The 20,810-nt window shown below is 66.8% G+C and carries 17 protein-coding genes; 6 read left to right on the forward strand and 11 right to left on the reverse strand.

The genetic code is table 11. From position 1 onward, the window contains the following. Positions 1 to 34: 34 nt before the first annotated feature. Positions 35 to 2,644, forward strand: a complete 2,610-nt coding sequence (gene mgtA / locus A5784_RS34235; protein WP_064949310.1) for a magnesium-translocating P-type ATPase — start codon at positions 35 to 37, stop codon at positions 2,642 to 2,644. Positions 2,645 to 2,833: 189 nt separating this feature from the next. Next, positions 2,834 to 3,919: a cupin domain-containing protein gene (locus A5784_RS34240; RefSeq protein ID WP_064949311.1), complete on the forward strand. Its 1,086-nt coding sequence runs from the start codon at positions 2,834 to 2,836 to the stop codon at positions 3,917 to 3,919. A 12-nt stretch (positions 3,920 to 3,931) separates the two neighbouring features. On the opposite strand, the gene A5784_RS34245 is transcribed toward A5784_RS34240, so the two are convergent. From A5784_RS34245 to A5784_RS34285, 10 genes are all read right to left on the reverse strand, one after another. Next, the gene (locus A5784_RS34245; RefSeq protein ID WP_232006361.1) at positions 3,932 to 4,297 is read right to left on the reverse strand and encodes a VOC family protein; all 366 of its coding nucleotides are present in this window, start codon (positions 4,295 to 4,297) and stop codon (positions 3,932 to 3,934) included. Between the two features lie 69 nt (positions 4,298 to 4,366). Next, positions 4,367 to 5,245, reverse strand: coding sequence for a hydroxyquinol 1,2-dioxygenase (locus A5784_RS34250; protein ID WP_064949312.1), 879 nt, complete (start codon positions 5,243 to 5,245; stop codon positions 4,367 to 4,369). Next, the gene (locus tag A5784_RS34255) at positions 5,242 to 6,291 is read right to left on the reverse strand and encodes a maleylacetate reductase (RefSeq protein ID WP_064949313.1); all 1,050 of its coding nucleotides are present in this window, start codon (positions 6,289 to 6,291) and stop codon (positions 5,242 to 5,244) included. The genes A5784_RS34250 and A5784_RS34255 overlap by 4 nt, the downstream gene beginning before the upstream one ends. A gap of 1 nt (position 6,292) precedes the next feature. Next, positions 6,293 to 8,080 carry an FAD-dependent oxidoreductase gene (locus tag A5784_RS34260; RefSeq protein WP_064949314.1) on the reverse strand — a complete coding sequence of 596 codons (1,788 nt, stop codon included), beginning with the start codon at positions 8,078 to 8,080 and terminating at the stop codon, positions 6,293 to 6,295. A 133-nt stretch (positions 8,081 to 8,213) separates the two neighbouring features. Further along, on the reverse strand, positions 8,214 to 9,137 hold the full coding sequence (locus tag A5784_RS34265; RefSeq protein WP_197514978.1) for a helix-turn-helix domain-containing protein: 924 nt from the start codon (positions 9,135 to 9,137) through the stop codon (positions 8,214 to 8,216). A 104-nt stretch (positions 9,138 to 9,241) separates the two neighbouring features. Continuing rightward, positions 9,242 to 9,445 (reverse strand): YbdD/YjiX family protein, encoded by a 204-nt coding sequence (locus A5784_RS38010; RefSeq protein WP_082945253.1) that lies wholly within the window; start codon positions 9,443 to 9,445, stop codon positions 9,242 to 9,244. Further along, positions 9,379 to 11,679 (reverse strand): carbon starvation CstA family protein, encoded by a 2,301-nt coding sequence (locus tag A5784_RS34270; RefSeq protein WP_064949316.1) that lies wholly within the window; start codon positions 11,677 to 11,679, stop codon positions 9,379 to 9,381. The genes A5784_RS38010 and A5784_RS34270 overlap by 67 nt, the downstream gene beginning before the upstream one ends. A 46-nt stretch (positions 11,680 to 11,725) precedes the next feature. Further along, positions 11,726 to 13,249, reverse strand: a complete 1,524-nt coding sequence (locus A5784_RS34275; protein WP_064949317.1) for an ATP-dependent DNA ligase — start codon at positions 13,247 to 13,249, stop codon at positions 11,726 to 11,728. A gap of 21 nt (positions 13,250 to 13,270) precedes the next feature. After that, positions 13,271 to 13,639 carry a GatB/YqeY domain-containing protein gene (locus A5784_RS34280; protein WP_064949318.1) on the reverse strand — a complete coding sequence of 123 codons (369 nt, stop codon included), beginning with the start codon at positions 13,637 to 13,639 and terminating at the stop codon, positions 13,271 to 13,273. Positions 13,640 to 13,784: 145 nt separating this feature from the next. Next, positions 13,785 to 15,326, reverse strand: a complete 1,542-nt coding sequence (locus A5784_RS34285; protein WP_064949319.1) for a molybdopterin-dependent oxidoreductase — start codon at positions 15,324 to 15,326, stop codon at positions 13,785 to 13,787. A 150-nt stretch (positions 15,327 to 15,476) separates the two neighbouring features. Between A5784_RS34285 and A5784_RS34290 the strand changes: the two genes are divergently transcribed. Further along, complete coding sequence (locus A5784_RS34290; RefSeq protein WP_064949320.1) at positions 15,477 to 16,244, forward strand: SDR family NAD(P)-dependent oxidoreductase; 768 nt, start codon at positions 15,477 to 15,479, stop codon at positions 16,242 to 16,244. Between the two features lie 69 nt (positions 16,245 to 16,313). Then, positions 16,314 to 18,050 (forward strand): ubiquinone-dependent pyruvate dehydrogenase, encoded by a 1,737-nt coding sequence (gene poxB, locus A5784_RS34295; protein WP_064949321.1) that lies wholly within the window; start codon positions 16,314 to 16,316, stop codon positions 18,048 to 18,050. Positions 18,051 to 18,073: 23 nt separating this feature from the next. Here the strand turns inward: poxB and A5784_RS34300 are convergent, their stop codons facing one another. Then, the gene (locus A5784_RS34300) at positions 18,074 to 18,748 is read right to left on the reverse strand and encodes a winged helix-turn-helix transcriptional regulator (protein ID WP_064949322.1); all 675 of its coding nucleotides are present in this window, start codon (positions 18,746 to 18,748) and stop codon (positions 18,074 to 18,076) included. A gap of 151 nt (positions 18,749 to 18,899) precedes the next feature. Here A5784_RS34300 and A5784_RS34305 point away from each other — a divergent pair, with 151 nt between their 5' ends. Then, the gene (locus A5784_RS34305) at positions 18,900 to 19,709 is read left to right on the forward strand and encodes a class I SAM-dependent methyltransferase (protein ID WP_064949346.1); all 810 of its coding nucleotides are present in this window, start codon (positions 18,900 to 18,902) and stop codon (positions 19,707 to 19,709) included. A gap of 23 nt (positions 19,710 to 19,732) precedes the next feature. Then, positions 19,733 to 20,797: a phosphotransferase family protein gene (locus A5784_RS34310; RefSeq protein WP_064949323.1), complete on the forward strand. Its 1,065-nt coding sequence runs from the start codon at positions 19,733 to 19,735 to the stop codon at positions 20,795 to 20,797. Positions 20,798 to 20,810 lie beyond the last annotated feature (13 nt).

The following is a 20,810-nucleotide window of genomic DNA, read 5'->3' on the forward strand; positions in this document are numbered from 1 at the left end:
TTGCCTGCGGCCGCGTGACGGGGCTGCAATCGCGATGACACCGGCGGTCACCTACGAACCCGCGTTGGATGTACTCACCGCGAGACAGGCCGCCGCGGCGTCCGTCGACGAGGTGCTGGCAGCCTTGAACAGCACGACGGCGGGACTGTCCAATACCGAAGCGTCGACGCGTCTGGCGAGGCTCGGCCCGAATGCAGTACGCACCCACCAGGTCAAAGCGCTTGCGGTACTGGGACGTCAGTTGCGCAACGCGGTGTTGATCCTGCTCGCCGCAACCGCGATCGTGTCGTTCTTCCTCGGCGACAGCATGCAAGCCGCCATCATCGGCATCATCCTCACCGCCAGCATCGGGCTGGGGTTCTTCAACGAATACCGTGCCGAGCAGGCAGCCGCGGCCCTGCACTCGCGGATGCGGCACAGTGCAGTGGTGCGGCGGGACGATCAGTTCGTCTCAGTCGACGTTGCCACGCTGGTGCCGGGTGACGTCATCCGGTTGACGTTGGGGGAGGCGGTCCCTGCCGATGTCCGGCTGATCGAGAGTACCGGGCTGGAGTGCAATGAGAGCATCCTGACGGGTGAGTCGATCGGATCGGAAAAGTCCCCGAATCGCGTTGCCGGGGACGCGGATCTCGCCGATTGCACGGATCTGGCGTTCATGGGCACGATCGTCAATGCCGGAGAAGGTCTCGGCGTCGTCTATGCCACCGGGCGCAACGCTGAATTCGGACGTATCGCGGCAGGTTTGGGTGAACGGCAACCCGAGACGGACTTCCAGGTCGGCCTGCGCCGCTTCTCGTATCTGCTGCTGCGCGTGGCGATCGCCCTGACCTTGCTGATCCTGGTCAGCAATCTGCTGCTGCGCAAACCGCTCATCGATTCGGTGTTGTTCTCGTTGGCGATCGCCGTCGGCATCACCCCGCAACTGTTGCCCGCCGTGGTCAGCGCCAGTCTGGCCACGGGATCGCGACAACTCGCCAAGGCAAAAGTGTTGGTCAAGCGCCTGGTGTGCATCGAAGACCTCGGTGACATCGACATCTTGATCACCGACAAGACCGGCACCCTGACCGAAGGCCGGATCAGCCTCGTCGACACCGTCAATCCCGCAGGGAACCATGCCGATTCGGTGCTTCGCTTAGGCCTCTTCGCGTCCGATGTGGACCTGCAGGACGGCGGTGTCAGCGCGAACCCGCTCGACGCTGCCCTGTGCGAGGCCCCGAACGCGCTTCCGGCCGTCGCAGCAGCTCACCGCGTCGCGCTGCTGCCGTTTGATCACCTGCGGCGCTCGACGTCAGCCCTGATCGATGACAACGGCCAACGCGTCCTTGTCGTGAAGGGCGCTCCCGAGCAGATACTGGAGCGGTGCTCGATGACCGACCCAGCCGCCCAGGGAACACTGGACGAGTTGTTCGCTGCGGGGCGGCGGGTGGTGGCGGTTGCGGTGAAACCAGCACCGAACCTGTCTGCCATCACCGCCGCTGATGAAGCTGAGTTGATGCTGGCCGGTTTCTTGGTCTTCGCCGACGAGCCGAAGGCCGCGGCACGGCAGTCGTTGACAGAGCTGGCCGCTTTGGGGATCGAGCTCAAGATCGCCACGGGTGACAACGCCCAGGTCGCCGAAAAGGTCTGTGGCGACCTGGGACTGGCATCCAAGGGAACGATCACCGGTAGCCAGCTCGACGGACTCGACGACGACAGCTTCGCCAAGGCCACCGCTGACCACACCATCTTTGCGCGCATCTCGCCCGAACAGAAGGCACGGTTGGTCACTGCGGCCCGGCGCACGGGCCGTTCCGTCGGGTTCCTCGGTGACGGGGTCAACGACGCGTTGGCGCTGCATGCCGCCGACGTGGGGATCTCCGTGGACACCGCCACCGACGTCGCCAAGGATGCGGCAGATGTCGTGCTGCTCGAAAAAGACCTCGGTGTGCTGGCCACCGGTGTCGCCGAGGGCCGTCGGATCTTCGCCAACACCATCAAATATGTACTCATGGGAACATCGAGCAACTTCGGCAACATGTTCTCCGCTGCAGCGGCTTCAGCGTTGCTGCCGTTCCTGCCGATGCTGCCGAGCCAGATCCTGCTGAACAACCTGCTCTACGACAGCTCGCAACTGGCCATCCCGACAGATCGGGTGGACGTCGAGCAGCTGCACGCGCCGTCACACTGGAACGTCGGTTTCATCCGGAGGTTCATGCTCGTCTTCGGGCCGATCAGCTCGCTGTTCGATTTCATGACCTTCGGGCTCATGCTCGGCGTTCTGCACGCCGGAGCCGTCGAGTTCCGCACGGGGTGGTTCGTGGAATCGCTTGCGACGCAGACGCTGATCATCTTCGCCATCCGCACCCGCAAGGTGCCGTTTTTCCGGAGCCGGCCCGGCGGTTTGTTGACCGCCACGAGCCTTGCCGTCGTAGCGGTCGGGGTGCTGCTGACGGTGTCACCCATCTCGGCGACCCTCGGGTTCACCCCGTTGCCATGGCAGTTCTTCGGCGCGCTCGGCGCATTCGTCGTCACTTACCTCGTCCTCGTGGAGTTGGCGAAGAAGGTGTTCTACTCGGAGCCCATGCGCATGTTCGGTCAGCCCCATCGCACCCGTGGATACCAACACCGCGTCCACCGTCGCGCGGCCCGGTTCTCGCACGCTTGAGCGACTATCGGCTCCCGACGCGCACGGCATGAACGTCTTTCATCGCGTGAAACCTGAAGCGCTGCCGGTACGGTGGTTGTCAATGCCTGCTGGCAGGGGGTGCAGGTGTCCGGTTAACGGTGACGACACCGCGCCTTCGGTGGACCAAGGTTCAAGGCGGAACACCGGAGCACCGAAGGAGGCGCAGAGATGACCATCTCCCTGACCCGATCAACCACCCGGAGCGCACACGCTACGTCCCTGCTCGACGGGGAAGTCGTGGAGGAAAACGACTACGGCTCGATCCGGCGCGTGACCGCCGACAACTTCCCGATCCTGCGCGGCATGTCGATCAAGCGACTGGTGATCAACCCCGGAGCGATGCGCACACCGCACTGGCATGCCAACGCCAACGAATTGACCTACTGTGTCTCGGGCACGGCGTTGGTGTCGGTGCTGGACACCGGAAACAAGTTCGCGGCCTTCACGGTCAGCGCGGGCGAGATGTTCCACGCCGATTCAGGCTCGCTGCATCACATCGAGAACATCGGCACCGAGCCCGCCGAGTTCATCATCACCTTCCGTCATGAGCGGCCGGAGGACTTCGCGCTGGGCGCGGCGTTCGGCGCCATGACCGATGCCGTGCTGGGTAATACCTACGATCTGGACGCGTCGGACTTCGCGACGCTGCGCCGTGACACCGTGGACCGCAAACTGGCTCGTCGGGCGGGCGACCCGGTGATCCCCGATACCGCCGGCTACCCCGACCCCCACAAGTTCGCGGTGGAGGCGATGACGCCACCGGTGACTTCGGCGGTCGGCTCGGCCCGCACGGCTCGGGTGCAGTTCTGGCCGGCGCTGAAAGATCTGTCGATGTACTCGCTACGGGTGCGCGAAGACGGCATGCGCGAACCGCACTGGCACCCTGCTACCGCTGAAATGGGTTATGTGCAAAGTGGTTCGGCTCGGATGACCGTGATGGATCCGGATGGGACGCTCGATACCTGGCTGCTGCAGCGCGGCGACGTGTACTTCGTGCCGCGGGCGTACCCGCACCACATCGAGGTCTTCGATGCACCTGCGGACTCGACGAGCAATTCAGGCAGTGGCCTGCACTTCCTGATCTTCTTCGACCAGCCCACCCCGGCCGATATCGGTTACCGCACCTCGGCCAGCGCATACTCACGCGCAGTGCTGGCCGCGGTGTTCGACACGCACATCGAGGATCTGCCCGAATTCCCGTTCACCCCGGTCGATCCGCTGATCGTCGGACGGCGCAACCCGCTGGACCGCTGAGGCGGGTGGAATTCACCCGGTGCGGCGGCGGGCGATCTGAAACACGTTGCCGTGCTGGTCGGAAACCATGGCGCGCCTGTCGCCGTACGGTGTCTCGAGCGGTGCTTCCACGCTCGTGGCGCCTGCGGCGATCGCCCGCTGGTAGACGCGGTCGGCGTCCTCGACGTAAATGTAGAGAAACGCCGGGAACTCCTCACGTTCGCCGGCCGAGCTGACCATGACCAACGAGTCGCCGATGCGCATCTCAGCCGGGCGGTCGGGATGCACGTCGCCGGTAGCTCCGAAGACCGTGCGCAGGAACTCCACGGCGGCAACGACATCCGTGACCACCATGCGCGGTGTGACGGTGTGGTATCCCGGGGGTGGTTGGATGCTCACGAGGTTCTCCCGTCAGCTCGAAACATCGAGTGCCTTGTCGTGGCCGCGACAGCTTATCTGGATCCGGGATCAGTCTCCAGGGGCCAGCACGATGTCGAACCGCGCTCGCGACCACGGTCCGTCGACGGCGCGGCCGTCGGGGGTAGGTGTGCCTGCGGGTTGTGGCGTGAAGTCGGTGATGAGCGACTCCTTCACGCCGAACACACTGTCGCGCTCGATGTAGGTGTCCCCGCGTACGAAGATGTGCGTAACCAGGGTGCGGTGTTCGGGCGCCGTCACCATGAAATGGAGGTGTGCCGCTCGCATCGGCGACCGGCCGGTCGCAGCGAGCATCGCCCCGACCGGCCCGTCGTGCGGGATGGGGTACGGCGTCGGGGTGATCGCCCAGAACCGGAACGAGCCGTCCGACTCGGCGAACAGATGGGCCCTGCCCGCAGTACGGTCGTCGCCGTATTGCACGTCGTAGAAGCCTTTGTCGTCGGCCTCCCAAACCTCCAGGCGTGCACCGGGAATCGGGGCTCCGGAAGTATCGGTCACGGTGCCTTCCACATAGCAGGGCTCGCCCGACGCTCCGGCCGCGATGTCACCGCCCGCGTCGATCTGCGGTGAGTCGTCGACGAAGAACGGTCCGAAAACCGTTGCCTCCGTGGCGTTGGCATAAGCCTCGTTGTTCATCGCGATGGTCTGCATCGACGCCCCGAGAGTGTCCGACAGGAGGATGAACTCCTGCCGCCGGTCGTCGGTGATGTGCCCGACGGCCGTGAGGAACTCGATCGCGGCGGTCCATTCGGCCTCGGTCAGGCGCACCTCACGCAGGAACGCGTGCAGGTGGCGCACCACCGCGCCCATCAGCTCGCGCAGCCGCGGGTCCGGGGTCGCCGCGAATGACGCAACAACCTGATCGACGAGATCTTGTTCGCGCAGTTGCTGTTCGGGTGAGAGTGTCATCGGGGATCGTCTCCTTCCCAGGCCGCATGCAGGAGAGCGGCCAGATTCTCTGGGGTTACGGGTGTGGGATTGTCGGCCGGAATCACCGGAAGGATGGCGTCGACGGCTGCGGGCAGATCGGATTCGGCGAGTCCGTAATCGCGTAGTGCCCGGGGAGCGTCGACGGCTGAGCGCAGCTGCGCGAGCCCGGTCGATGCCGTATCGCTGCCGAACGCGGCGGCGATTCGGGCGGCAGCGTCGACCGCGTTGGGTTCGTTGAATGCCAGCACATGCGGTAGCACCACCGAATGTGTCTGAGCGTGAGGCAGATTGAACATCCCGCCCAGGACGTGACAGATCTTGTGATGCATGCCCGCACCCGCCGACGCGAATGCCGTCGCCGCAAGATATGCGCCGTAGAGCGTTTGTTCGATCCCGGCGATCCCGTCCGTTGCGACCCGGGGTAGACCCGAGGACAGTGCCCGGATGCCTTCACCGGCCAGCGCGCGATCGATCGGGTCCGCGCGCGGTGCCCACATGGCATCGATGCAGTGCGCGAGCGCGTTCAGTCCGGATGCGACGGCCAGATCGGCGGGTAAGGACGCGAGCAGCGTCGCGTCGTAGACCACTGACCGCGGCAGGACGGTCGCGTCGACACCCGTGGTCTTGCGTCCGTTGTCGGTGAGACCCCACATCGGCGTCGCCTCGGATCCCGCATATGTCGTGGGCACCGCGACGATCGGGAGGCCGGTGGTCAACGCGACGGCTTTGGCCAGTCCGGTCGCCGAGCCCCCGCCGATGCAGAGGATCGCATCGGCGTCGTGTGCGGCGGCTGCGGCACGGGCCCGTTCCGCGCTGTCAACGGGGACATGCATCACGATGTCACTGTGCCGCACGGCAATCGGGATCAGCTCACCGATGCGATCGGCAAGGTCCGCCGCTGATTCGCCGGCAACAAGCATCACCCGCCGTGCATCGAGACGGGTGATCTCGGAGGCCACGGCGGCGACGGCGCCCCCGGTTGCGAAGGTGACGCGCTGGGGGAGGGTGTCGTGGGTGAAGTCCATGTCAGCGTCCCAGCACCGTGGACAGTGCGCTCTTGAGCGCATCCGCCGGATCGTCGGGCAGTGTGTTCGACCGCCATGCGATGTGTTTGTCGGGACGGATCAACAACGCGCCGGATTCGTCGATCTCACGCAGCTTGGCCCAGTCGTAATAGAGGTCAGTGATCTCGCGACCCGGGCCGATCACCACGGTCTCGACGTCGATGCCCAATGCGGCCGCGACATCAGCGGCTGCGGCTTCCCACGCCTCGCCCGCGACACCGGTCAGCAGCGTGAAGCGGTGGTACGGCGCCAGATCCATGAGGGCAAACTTCTCCCGATGGTTGCCCACCCATGCATGCGGCAGGTGAGCTCCCGGCACGGTCGACGGCACGTAGTACAGGTCGGGGTCGCGATCGCCGACGGGCGCGGGGCCATCGGAGATCACGGCCGTGGATTCATAGAACTGTCCGAGTTCGACTCCGTGCGCGTTGAATTCGTAGTTCTTGAGCTCCATCGCCTCGACCAGGGCGGCGCGTTTGGTCGCTCCCGCAGGCGTATTGGCCTTGCGCTCCTCGATCGCTGCGGCCATCGCGATCGCGTCCTTGGCGTCGGTCACACCGAGCGCGTCGAAGAAATGCCTGAATTCGCGGCTGGACTTGTTGGCCCGCTTGACGATTCGCTCGGCGACCGGAGCGCGCTCGGTGGTGTAGGTATCGAGCAGGGACGCGTCGGCCTGGCCGCGCAGAACCGCGGCCAGCTTCCACGTCAGGTTGTAGGAATCCTGAACCGAGGTGTTGGAGCCAAGACCGTTGCTCGGCGGGTGGCGGTGGATCGCGTCACCCGCGCAGAACACGCGGCCCTGCTGCAGCCGTGTCGCGTACATCTCGTTGTTGCCCCACAACGACTTACCGGTGATCTCGACGTCGATGTCGGGCATCCCGAGCAGGTCACGCACGATCTTCACTGCGGCGGCATCGTCGAGTTCTGGCGCGGGCTGGTCGATGTCGAAGCCCCAGACGATGAGCCACTCGTTCCACGGGCGCACCATGCGGACCAGGCCGGCACCGATGCCGCCGACGTTCGCGCCGGGCTGGACCACCCAGTAGAGCACCGACGGCCGGTGTCCGACGTACTGAGCGATGTCGGCCTTGAAGGTGATGTTCATCGAACCTGCAATATCCATGCGACCTTCGAAAGGTAGCCCGATGTCGGCGGCGATCTTCGACCGCGCCCCGTCGGCACCGATGAGGTAGCGGGCTCGAATCGTGTACTCGTGGCCGGTCAGCCGATCGCGGACGGCGACGTCGACACCCTCGTCGTCCTGACGATGCGACAGATACTCGGTGGAGAAGCGCGTCTGCGTCCCGCGGACCGTCGCGTTGCGCAGCAGGATCGGCTCAAGGTAGGTCTGGGGGATGTCGACGGTCAGGCACGGCGACGCGAGCTGATAGTCGGCCTCGCGGGCGGCGCCGGTACCCCAGGTGCGGATCCGGCCGATCTCCTCGCCGGCGATCGACGTGCAGAACACCGTGTCGCCGACCAGTGAATGGTCGGTTGCGTCGGCGAGCACCTGATCGGCGATGCCCAGATCCCGGAAGATCTCCATCGACCGCTGGTTGGTGATGTGCGCTCGCGGGGTGTTGGCCGTCCACCGGAACTTGGTGATCATGATGTTGTCGATTCCCAGCGTCGACAGCGCCAACGCCGCCGACGACCCTGCGGGGCCGGATCCGACGATGAGCACGTCGGTGGTCACGACGTCGCCCTTCGGCAGTCGGGTCTGCGATTGTCCGTCGGAGAACTCGGGCATGGCTGACGCTCCTTTTGCGCTGCTGCACTGACCCGTTGAGTGTGTTGCGTCACAACGGCGTACCGGAAGGATCCGGCGGCGATGCGGCCGAAACGGGTACGGATGGCCGATCCGCGAAAGCGGGGGAGGGCCGTCAGCGGCGTCGTCGGACTTCGCTCGGTGCGGCGCCGAACCGTTCGGCGAAAGCGGTCGAGAAGTGTGCGGCCGAGCCGAAGCCGCATTGTGCGGCGATGTCGGCCACCGGCAAGAGCCGGTGGGCAGTGTCGATCAGCAGCGCGTGGGCCCGGTCGAGCCGGCGCTCCCGGATGTAGTGCGGCACGCTGACGCCGGAATCGGCGAACACGCGGGACAGCTGTCGGGGACTGAGCCCCACACCGGCCGCGACCATTGCGGCACCGAGGCGGGGATCGGTCAGGTGGGCAGCGATGAACGCTTTCGCCGCGGCCAGATGTGCCGACGCGCCCGCACGCCGCCCGCCGGTCGCTATGAACGCGACCAGATCCAGCAGGGTGTTCTCATCGACGGGAGCTGTCGCATCGGCACTGAGCACGCGCGCGACGAGCCGAGCCAGCGCGTCGGCCTGCGGATCGCCGGTAAAGGCGGCGACGACCGGACTATCGAGATCGGTGACGCCGGTGTGGTCGGCGAAAGCGGCGCGCGGGACACGGACGACCAGTTCATCCAGCCCGCCGGAGAAGCCGCGGACAAAGGGCTTGTCGGCGTCCATCGCCAGCACTTGCCCGGGACGCAGCGTGCGCACACCGTCGTCGCGGTAGAAGAAGGCCTCCCCGGACAGGGTGAAGTACAACGCGATGGAATCGACGGGCGAGGCGGCGATGTGCGCGGTGCTGCGCTCGACGATGTGTGGACCGGCGGTCACCCGCGCGAGCCCGAGTGTCCCGAGTTCGACATTGATCTCGCGCGCGTCGAGAACGCCGGAGCCGATTGTGCGGCACTGCAATCCGATCAGCGACGTCGAGTTGTGCCGTTCCCAGCGCTCGATCCGCTCGTCGGCCGGCAAGCCGGCCGTCGAGAACTCGGCTGTGATCGGCGTCATAGGCATCAGCCTACGACCTGCGGGGACCAGTGCGCCGAGACGACGGTTTATGGCGAAGAAAAGCCGTTTTCACCCTAAAAACCGTCGTCTCGGCGCAAACGGGGTCAGCAGCAGCGTGCGCCGGGGTTGGCCTCGGTGTGCCGGTGGCGCATCTTCCAGTAGTCGCGCTCGGTGAGCACCGGCTCGCCGGGGTGGGTGCGGGCCCGGTGCTCGACGTACCGCCGGTAGTGGTTGTCGCCCATCAATGTGGCGACGTACCAACCGATTTGGTGTGCGGCCCGGCGTGTGCGCCAGGCAAGGCGTCCCATTGTTTCTGCACCTCCTTCTCGACATGCGTCGGGATCAGGCCCGATGGCGCGAAGATGCGCGACGGCACCGGATCGTCCTCGGTGAGCGGGCGGCCGGTGCCGCGCAGCGCGCGGGCCGCCATCACCACGCCGGCGACGAACACGATGAGTACGAGCACCGCGAAGATCACCGAGAGTGTGCCCTGGATGAACGTGTTGCGGATGACGGCGTCGATCTGGTCCGGGTTCTTGGCCGCACCGAATGTCGACTTGCCTGCCTCCTTGGCTGCGACGTACTGCGAATGCTGCTTCCAGTAGCCGACCTTGGGGTCGCCGGAGAAGATCTTCTGCCACGACGCCGTCATCGTGACGACGAGATCCCACATCAGCGGAACCCCCGGAATCCAGGCCCATTTCACCAGTCCGCGCTTGATCACCACGACGGTGGCGACGGTCAGCGCGATCGCGGCCAGCAACTGGTTGGCGATGCCGAACAGCGGGAACAGCGTGTTGATGCCGCCCAGCGGATCGGTCACGCCCATCAACAGGATCGATCCCCACGCCGCCACCACGATGATGCTGCAGGCCCACGCGCCGACCCGCCAGCTCGGATTGCGGAACTTCTTCATCGGGCCGCCGAGGTTGCTCAGGCCGTCGGAAAGCATGAACCGCGCCACCCGCGTGCCCGCGTCGACGGTGGTGAGGATGAACAGCGCCTCGAACATGATCGCGAAGTGGTACCAGAACGCTTTGAGGCCCGCCCCGCCGAACACCTGGTGCAGCACCTCGGACATGCCGAACGCCAGGGTCGGCGCGCCACCGGTGCGCGAGACGACCGTCTCCTCTCCGACACCCTCGGCCGCCGCGGTGATCTGATCCGGGGTGATGGGGGAACCGGACAGGCCGAGGCCGTTGACGTAGGTGGCCGCGGTCTGCGCGGTGGTCCCGGTCTGCGCCGACGGCGCGTTGATGGCGAAGTACAGATGCTGGTTGATGATCGCCGCGGTGATCAACGCCATGATCGCGACGAACGACTCGGTGAGCATGCCGCCGTACCCGATGAGCCTCATCTGGCTTTCCTTCTCCAGGAGCTTCGGGGTCGTGCCCGAGGAGATCAGGGAGTGGAAGCCCGACAGGGCGCCGCAGGCGATGGTGATGAACAGGAACGGGAACAGCGAGCCCGCGAACACCGGGCCGGTGCCACTGGTGGCGAACTGCGAGATGGCGGGCGCCTCCATCACCGGCCGGGCGATGAGGATGCCGAGCGCCAGCAACGCGATGGTGCCGACCTTCATGAACGTCGACAGATAGTCACGGGGCGCCAGCAGGAGCCACACCGGCAGCACCGAGGCAGCCAGGCCGTAGACGATGATGCACCATGACAGCGTCACCTTCGACAGGGTGAACCAGTCAGTGCCCCAGTCGGTTTCGGCGACCCACCCGCCGGAGACCACCGCGAGCAGGAGAAGCACGACGCCGATCAGCGACACTTCCGACACCCGGCCGGGTCGCAGGAATCGCAGATAGAGGCCCATGAAAATGGCGATCGGAATGGTCATCGCGATGGAGAACACACCCCACGGGCTTTCGGCCAGGGCGTTGACGACCACCAGGGCCAGGACCGCCAGCAGGATCACCATGATGACCAGCACGCCGACGATGGCCGACACACCGCCGATGGCGCCGAGTTCGTCACGTGCCATCTGGCCCAGTGACCGGCCGCGGCGCCGGACCGAGATGGCCAGCACCAGGTAGTCCTGGACGCAGCCGGCCACCACGGCTCCCACGATGATCCAGATGGTGCCGGGCAGATAACCCATCTGCATGGCGAGCACCGGGCCGACCAGCGGGCCGGCCCCGGCGATGGCCGCGAAGTGATGACCGAACAGCACCCGTCGGTCGGTGGGTACGTAGTCGGTGGCGTTCTCGAAAAGTTCTGCCGGAGTGGCATTGTCGTCACGGGGTTTGACGATCTTCATCTCGATCAGCCGGGCGTAGAACCGGAAACCGATGACGTAGGTGCAGATCGCGGCGATCACGAACCAGACCGCGTTGACGGTCTCCCCGCGGAAGAACGCGATCACCGCCCAGGCGACAGCGCCGACGAGCGCGATGATCGCGAAGACGATTTTGTGCCGCGTGGTGATCCCGCGGCGATCAATTATTGCGACCGGCGGCAGATCCTTGTCGGTGCGGATGTAGGTGACGTCGCCGTCGGTCTCCTCGATCCGGTCGGACGCGGTGGGTGTGGCCATGGGCCGATCTTTTCATCGCCGCCGCGGTCGCGTGGCGGAACCCTCCTCAGCGTTCGTACAGGGCGCGGACGGTCTCGACGGTGTCGGCCTCTTCGGGCGATTTGTCGTCGCGGTAACGCAACACACGGGCAAACCGCAGCGCCATCCCGCCGGGGTATCGTGACGAGCCTTGCACGCCGTCGAACGCGATCTCGACGACCTGCTCGGGCCGTAGTTTCACCACGTACCCGTCGGTGGGGCCGTCGGCGAGTTCGGTGAAACGTTCGGTCTGCCAGGCAAGCATCGCGTCGGTCATACCTTTGAACGTCTTGCCCAGCATCACGAATCCGCCGGTTGCCGGATCGCGTGCGCCCAGATGAATGTTGGAGAGCTTGCCGGTACGCCGCCCCGAGCCCCATTCCACCGCGAGCACCACCAGATCCAGGGTGTGCACCGGCTTGACCTTGAGCCACCCCGCCCCGCGGCGCCCTGCCTCGTACGGCGCCCCCGGGGCCTTCGCCATCACCCCTTCGTGCCCGGCCTCCAGTGTCGCGGCCACGAATTCCCGGGCCTGCTCGGGGTCGGCGGTCACGATGTGGTCGACGCGCCGGGAGGCCGGGACGATCGCATCGAGTGCGGCGCGGCGTTCGAGGGTCGGCAGGTCGAGGAGATCACGCCCGTCGACGTGCAGCAGGTCGAAAAAGAACACCGACAGCGGCACCTCGTCGGTCGGATTCCGGCGACCGAAACGCGAGGCGGTGACCTGGAACCGGTGTGGCCTGCCGTCCGGACGCAGGGCGATCGCCTCCGCGTCGGCGATCAGGTCGGTGACCGGAAGCGCCAGCGTCGCCGCGACAACCTCCGGCAGGCGCGCGGTGACGTCGTCGAGGCTGCGGGTGTAGATGGACACGTCGGACCCGACGCGGTGGATCTGCACCCGCGCGCCGTCCAGTTTGGTCTCCAGAACGGCTGTGCCGCCCAGCCTTTCGAGGGCGTCGTCGATGTCGTTTGCGGTCTGCGCCAGCATCGGCCCCACCGGGCGGCCCACCTGAAGGCCGAAAGCCTGTACCGCAGAGACGCCGCCGGTGGCTGCCGCGGCCGCGACGGCAGGCAGATCACCGGCCAGCATGGCCGCGCGGCGCACGTCGGCCGCCGGAATGCCCGATGAGCGCGCGACGGCGTCGGCCATCACCCCGGCCAGGGCGCCCTGACGCAACTCGCCGCCGAGCAGCCGGCGCAGGAAGGTCTGCTCACCGGCGGTGGCAGCGCCGAACAGCTCGTGCACCAGGCGGGCCCGGTGCGCCTGGGAGCCTTTGCCGGTGACCGTGCCGATCGCCGTGAGCCGGCTGTCCACATCGGTGATGGTCAGCGTCGGGGTGACTGCCGGCGTCGGCAGGTCGCGCAACCCCGCCCAGCCCACGCCGATCTGGCGTTGCGGCAGCTCCCCGGAGAGCCACGCGACCACGACCGCGACGGGATCGCCTGCGGCGGCGACCGCGGACAGCAGCGTGGCGATGCGCCCGGTTTTGGCCAGCCGGCCCGAGCTCGCCGCCACGTCGGCGGATGCGGCGACAACCTCGGCAAGCAGCATGCGTTCAGCGTGCCACGACGGTCAGACATTCCTCAGCGTCTGCACCAGCACCGCGGCTTGGGAGCGCAGCTCGGCCGCCCGCACGTGGTAGCCCGCTGCCACGAATTCATCTGCGGCCGAGAGGCGTTCGTCGACCTCGGACTCGATGAGGCGACGAATCTCGCCATCGGAGAGCTCGAGCCGAGCGACCTCGGCGGCGCCCAGGCCCGGCACCGACGCGGCGAAGGGTCCTGCCACAGATACCGCGAAGGCGGCGACCTCGGGGGCTTCTGCGTTGTCGATCGCGCTGAGCGCCGACCGCAACGCGACCACACGCGGGGTGTCGCGGGCCTTGCGTGCCGACATCAGCCCGCGGCGCAACGTGTCGCGCCAATGTTGTGCTGGTGTCATGTCATGACAACCTATTCGGCCGAGGAGGATACGTCGAAGCATTTTCTGGCGCGGTCGACTTCACCGAGCGTGCGCGAAATGCCAGCTGAACACGGAGTGTCGGGCAACAGACACGCGCGCTCGCGGTGCCTGGGGGTGGGAAGGATCACGTCACGTCGAAGGTCACGCGGTGCCATCCGGTGGCGCCGTCCGGCACGGGATCGGCCAACTCGGGCGTCTGGACCGTGCCGGTGTTGTCGGTGGCCCGCACGGTGATGGTGTACCGGCCGGGGTCGCTGGCAGTCCAGTCGAAGCTCCACAACCGCCAGGTGTCGTCGGAGTACGCGGCGCCCAGCTGGGCCGGCTGCCAATCACCTTGGCGCCCAGGCCCGTCGATGCGAACCTCCACCGCGCGCACCCCGCGGTGCTGGGCCCACGCCACCCCGCCGAACCGTACCGGGCCGCGGTCGACCCGTTGCCCGTCACGCGGGACATCGACGCGTGACTCGGTCTTGATCGGGCCGCGCGCCGACCAGCCGAGCCTGGTCCAGTAGGCCTCGGCGCGGTCGAACCGGGTCAGTTCCAGATCGGTCACCCACTTGGTGGCGGACACATATCCGTAGAGTCCGGGCACCACCAGCCGTGCCGGATAGCCGTGCTCGGTGGGTAGCGGCTCACCGTTCATCCCGATCGCCAGCAGCGCGTCGCGTCCGTCGGTGAGCGCGTCGACCGGTGTGCCCGCGGTGAAACCGTCCACCGATGTCGAGAGCACCATGTCGGCGTCGGAGTGAACACCCGCCGCGGCCAACAGATCCCGCACGCGGTAACCGGTCCAGGTGGCGTTGGAGATCAGGTTGCCGCCGACCGGGTTGGAAACGCATGTCAGCGTCACGACCTTCTCGACGACCTCGAAGCGCTCCAGATCCGCCCAGTGCAGGGTGATTTCGCGGTCGGTCATCCCGTGGATGCGCAGCCGCCAGTCGTCGCGGCTGAGCTGCGGCACGGTCAGCGCGGTGTCGATCCGGTAGAACCGTGCCGACGGTGTGATGAACGACGGCACCGCAACGCCTTCGGGCTGTACGGCGGGCGGCACAGGCGGCGCCGGATGAAGCGGTCGGGGCAAGGTGAAGGCGTTGCGGTCGTCGGTGACCGAGGAGGCCAACCGGGACAACACCACCCCGGCCACGCCGCTGACCACACCGGCGGCCAGCAGGCCCAGCGTCACCAGTGATCGGCGGCGGCCGGGATCCACACCGTCATCGGCAACGGGTTTGTCGCGCAGCCCTTCTGAGACCAGGAGGCGCAACGTTGCAATCCCGCACAGTGTGCCGATGATCGTCGGAATCACCGCCGACCAGCTCGCCCCGGTCCGGGACAGCACCGCCACGCAGCCGGCGACCCCGCCGAGCCCGATGGCGATGCTGCCCACCGGCACTCTGCCCGTTTCCCAGGTGGCGGCCACCGCGGCGATCGTGGCGATGATGACCAGCACCGCAACGGTCAGCATTGGCTTGTCGGCGGTACCGAAAGTCGTGATGGCCCACTCCCGGACCGGCCCAGGGGTCAGATCGATGACCGCAGATCCGACCGCCGTGCGGGCATCGGAGGCCGGTCCGAAGAGCGCAGCCAACAATCCGGTGACACCAACGGCCACCGCCGCCGCCGCGACGCCTGCCAGCGCCGGCGCGGGAGCTGTGCGATCGGCCATATTCACACGCTACCTGCGGACGACCCCGACGGAGCTGACGAAACCATGACGGCCGAGCCGTCATGCAAAACCGCACCCGAAAGGCCTACCGAAAGGGATCCATCCGATAGGTTGCTTTACAGATTCTGTCATTTTTGGAAAGGGAGCCAGATGGAGATCGAAGGCAAGAAGGCCATCGTCGTCGGTGGCGCGTCAGGCTTCGGCAAGGCGACAGCAGAGGCACTGGCCAAGCGCGGCGCCAGCGTCGCGGTGCTGGACCGACCGCAGTCCAAGGGCAGGGAAGTCGCCGACGAGATCGGTGGCACGTTCTTCGAGGTCGACGTCACCGACTTCACCGGCACCGAGGAGGCGCTGGAGCGGGCCGTGGCCAGTCTCGACGGCCTGCACATCGTGGTCACCACCGCGGGCGGCGGTATCGGCGAGCGCACCATCAGCAGGAACGGCCCGCACAGCCTGGAATCGTTCCGCGCCAGCGTCGACCTCAACCTGATCGGGACATTTAACATCAGCCGACTCGCGGCGTGGCAGATGAGCAAGAATCAGCCGGTCGACACCGAGGCCGAGGAACGTGGCGTCATCATCAACACCGCCTCGATCGCCGCCTTCGAGGGGCAGATCGGCCAAGTCGCCTATACCGCGTCAAAAGCCGCGATCGCGGGCATGTCCCTGACCATGGCCCGTGACCTGGGCAGCATGGGTATCCGGGTGCTGGCCATCGCGCCCAGCCTCTTCGCGACCGGGTTGACGCAGGGCATTCCGGACGAGTTCGCCACGCAACTGACCAAAGACGCCGCGTTCCCGAAGCGGCTCGGCCGCCCGGAGGAGTACGCCAAGCTCGCCGTCGCGATCATCGAGAACCCCATGCTCAACGGCCAGTGCATCCGTTTGGACGCCGGCCAGCGCTTCGCCCCCAAGTAGAGTGATGCGGCGTGACCGGTCATGCTCCGTGCGGACCGGTCGCTCCGACATCGCATACCGGGAGGCGTCATGGCAACCGTTGCAGACCAGGTGATCTCGGCGTTGAGCGCCAGTGGGGTTCGGCGGGTGTACGGGTTGCCGGGGGACAGTCTCAACGGGTTCACCGATGCCATCCGGCGCTCGGAGGCCATCACGTGGCAACACGTGCGGCATGAGGAGACGGCGGGGTTCGCCGCGGCGGCGGACGCGGCGCTGACCGGTCAATTGGCGGTCTGCGCGGGCAGTTGCGGGCCGGGCAATCTGCACTTGATCAACGGCCTGTTCGACGCGCAGCGCAGCCGGGTTCCGGTGGTGGCCATCGCCGCACACATTCCACGCACCGAAATCGGCTCGGACTACTTCCAGGAAACCCACCCGCAGCAGCTGTTCGGCGAGTGCAGCGTCTACTGCGAATTGGTCAGCACCCCGGAGATGGCGCCGCGCATTCTCGAGATGGCGATGCGCGCCGCGATTGAAGAGAACGGGGTCGCCGTCGTCGTGGTGCCGGGGGAGATCTTCCTGGCGCGCACCGCTGCGTCGGCGTGGACCTCGCGCCCGGTGCTGCCGACGCACTCGATACTGCGCCCCGACGACGCATCGATACGCCGGGCGGCGGATCTGCTCAATGCCGCCGAGCGGGTCACCATCCTCGGTGGGGCCGGGGTGGCGGGCGCGCACGGCGAGCTGATCGAGGCGGCCGCGACGTTGCAGGCGCCGATCGTGCATGCGTTGCGCGGCAAGGAGTTCATCGAATACGACAACCCGTTCGATGTGGGGATGACCGGGCTGCTCGGGTTTGCGTCGGGATACAAGGCCATCAAAGAGGCCGATACGCTGTTGATGCTGGGTACCGATTTCCCGTATCAGCAGTTCTATCCCGAGGGCGCGTCGATCATCCAGGTCGACACTCGTGGCCGGAACCTGGGCCGTCGCACGCCGATCGACCTGGGTTTGCGGGGCACGGTCAAGGACACCCTGGCCGCGCTGCAGCCGCTGCTGCGGGCCAAGTCCGATCGCGAACATCTCAACCGGGCGCTACGGCACTACGCCAAAACGCGCGCGTCTTTGGACGCGCTGGCCGTCAATGACCGTGACAAGACTCCGATCAGACCGGAATATGTTGCCGCGCTGGCCAACCGGCTCGCCGACGATGATGCGGTGTTCACCTGCGACGTCGGGTCGCCGGTGGTGTGGGCGGCGCGTTACCTCACCATGAACGGCAGGCGTAGGTTGATCGGGTCGTTCAACCACGGCACCATGGCCAATGCGCTGCCGCACGCCATCGGCGCCCAGACCGCTTACCCGGGTCGGCAGGTTGTCGCGCTTGCCGGTGACGGCGGGCTGACGATGCTGTTCGGGGAGCTGGTGACGCTGCTCCAGAACCGGTTGCCGGTCAAGCTGATCGTGTTCAACAACTCGTCGCTGAACTTCGTCGAGCTGGAGATGAAAGCGGCGGGCATCGTCACGTTCGGCACCGACCTGGTCAATCCCGACTTCGCCGCCGTCGCCCAGTCGATGGGGATGTTCGGGAGGCGGGTGACCGAGCCGGCCGCGCTGGAACGGGCCCTGGCTGATGCGTTCGCGCACGACGGTCCCGTTGTGGTGGACGTCGTCACCGCTCGTCAGGAACTGTCGATACCGCCGGCCATCACCGTCGAACAGGCCAAAGGCTTCTCGCTGTATGCCATCCGGACCATCCTGGCCGGCCGCGCCGACGAACTGCTCGACCTGGTCACCACCAACGTCGCCCGCCGCATCCTGGACTGACCGCCGTTGTCTCGCAACGGAGTTCAGGCCGGCCGGGGCACTGCGGCTGACGCGCTCTGCCCGAGCCACTTGGGGATCGCGCGGCGCACATCACCGGGACCGGACAACGCGACGCTGCCGTCGAGCACAGCGTGTGTCCAGCCCTGGTCGCCACGCCAGATTCGGGTCAGGGTGCGCAGGCTGGTTTCGACGGTGCCCGTCACGTCGTAGCCCGGGTCGAAATCACACACATCGGCTTGGCCGTCGGACACCACCAGCCACCACCGCGACGCCTTGACTGCGACGCCGTCGAGAATGAAGGCGACCGTGGTGCGCGAGCGCGGCCAGTTCTCGATCGGGATGGTGCGGCGCATGTCCCAGAACAGCAGGTGCGGATCGAGGTCGGCCTCCCCGAGCTCACCGATCCAACGAACTCCCCACGCGCCGAGAGCGGTGACGATGCCGGCCAGCTCTTGACCGCATTCGGTGAGGGAATACGTTGTGCGACCATCGATTTCGGCACGCTCGACGACACCGGCGCGGGTCAGGGTCTTGAGTCGCTTTGACAGCAACGCAGGGGACATCTTCGGCACTCCACGACGCAGATCGTTGAAATGGGTGCTGCCCAGCAGGAGTTCCCGCACCACCAGCATCGTCCAGCGTTCATCGAGCAATTCCATGGCCTTGGCCATCGGGCAGAACTGGCCGTATCCCGACATACCCGCACCTTTCGTGGATCGTCGCCGAATCTATGGTCTCGCAGCCGGCGTGCCCAGTACAGATTCAGTATCGGAGCCGGTACAGAACTGGAACTGGATGTGCGTGCTGCCGGGCCGGATCATGGGTTCACCCGTGCGAGAGGAGTCACCGATGAGCGCTGTAGTGGACGATTTGGTAGCCAAGCACCGTGCGCTGTGGGCGTTGGGCGATTACGCCGCGATCGCCGCCGACGTGGTGGCGCCGCTGGGTCCTGAGCTTGTGGCGGCCTGCGGCGTCGGACCCCGGGACCGAGTGCTCGATGTCGCGGCCGGAACGGGCAATGCGGCGATTCCGGCCGCGATGACCGGCGCGCATGTCATCGCCAGCGATCTGTGCCCGGAGTTGGTGCAGCGGGGCAGGCAACAGGCCACCGAACGCGGCGTCGAACTGCAGTGGCGCGAAGCCAACGCCGAAGCGCTCCCGTTCGGGGACGACGAGTTCGATGTGGTGATGTCGTGCATCGGGGTGATGTTCGCGCCGCATCATCAGCAGGCCGCCGATGAGCTGGTCCGGGTGTGCCGCCCGGGTGGCCGTATCGGCGTGATCAGTTGGACCCCTGAGGGTTTCATCGGGCAGCTGTTCGCGACCATGAAACCGTACGTGCCCGCGCCCCCCGCTGGGGTTTCCGCGCCGCCGCTGTGGGGCGGTGAGGCCTACGTCAGTGCGTTGCTGGGCGACGCAGTCGTCGACATCACGACGGACCGGCGCGACCTCACAGTCGACGCTTTCCCCAACGGGGCCGCTTTCCGTGACTATTTCAAGGCCAACTACGGCCCGACGATCGCGGCGTACCGCGGTATCGCCGACGACCCGGCGCGGGTGGCGGCGCTGGACACCGACATCGCTGCCCTGGGCGACCGCAACATCAGCGACGGCTCGATGGCCTGGCAGTACCTTCTGGTGACCGCGCGTAAGCGTTGAATGCGGGCTGGCACTATGACTGAATGCCGGACGACGCGCACCAGCTGCCGACGCTCAGTGACGCCGATCTGGCGGCGTTGAGGCCCTGGCTGCAGAGCCAGGGAATCGGTTCGACCATCACCGATGTGGCGCCGCTGACCGGCGGAACGCAGAACATCGTGGTCGGCCTGAGGGTCGACGGCAGACAGATGGTGCTGCGCCGTCCGCCGCTGCACCCGCGGCCGACCAGCGACAAGACGATGTTGCGTGAGATCGCGGTGCTGCGCACCCTGGCAGGGTCGGCGGTACCCCATCCCGGATTCATCGCCGGCTGCACTGATCTCGACGTGCTCGGTGTCGTGTTCTATCTCATGGAGCAGGTGGACGGATTCAATCCGGGCACCGAGGTCGCCGAGGCCTACCGCGCCGATCCGGACCTGCGCTACCGCGTCGGGCTGTCCTACGCCGCCAGCCTGGCCGAACTCGGCAACGCCGCCTGGATCGACAGCCCGCTGGCCGAGATCCGGCCGCCGGGTTCCTTTCTGGCCCGCCAGGTTCCGCAGTTTCTGCGACTGCTGGAGAGCTATCGCCACGAACGCTATGCGCCGGAATCACTGCCCGCCGTCGCGGAGTTGGCGCAATGGCTGGAATCCAACCGGCCGCCCGACGCCGAGCCCGGGATCATGCACGGCGACGCCCACCTGAACAACGTGCTGTTGCGCCGCGAGAGCCCGCAGTTGGCCACGTTCATCGACTGGGAGATGTGCACCATCGGCGACCCGCTCCTGGATCTTGGCTGGATGTTGGTGTGCTGGCCGGACCAACCCAACCCGATCAACGCCGGCTCGGCGCTGGCCGCTCTGGGCGGGCTCGCCGGGCGGCGCGATCTGCTCGATGCCTACCGCGACGCCGGTGGCCGCACGACCTCTACGTTGGACTGGTATGTGGCCCTGGCGTGTTTCAAGCTCGGCATCGTGATCGAGGGCACGTGGTCGCGCTACCTGGCCGGGCGCGCCAGCCGGGAGGCCGGTGAACAACTGCACGCCTCGGCGGCCAACCTGATCGACCTCGGAACCCGCGTCGCCAAGGGGGACAACCCGTTCGTTTGACCGGCGAGCAGAC

The sequence above is a fragment of the Mycobacterium sp. 852013-50091_SCH5140682 genome (genome assembly GCF_001665685.1).
GTDB lineage: Bacteria > Actinomycetota > Actinomycetes > Mycobacteriales > Mycobacteriaceae > Mycobacterium.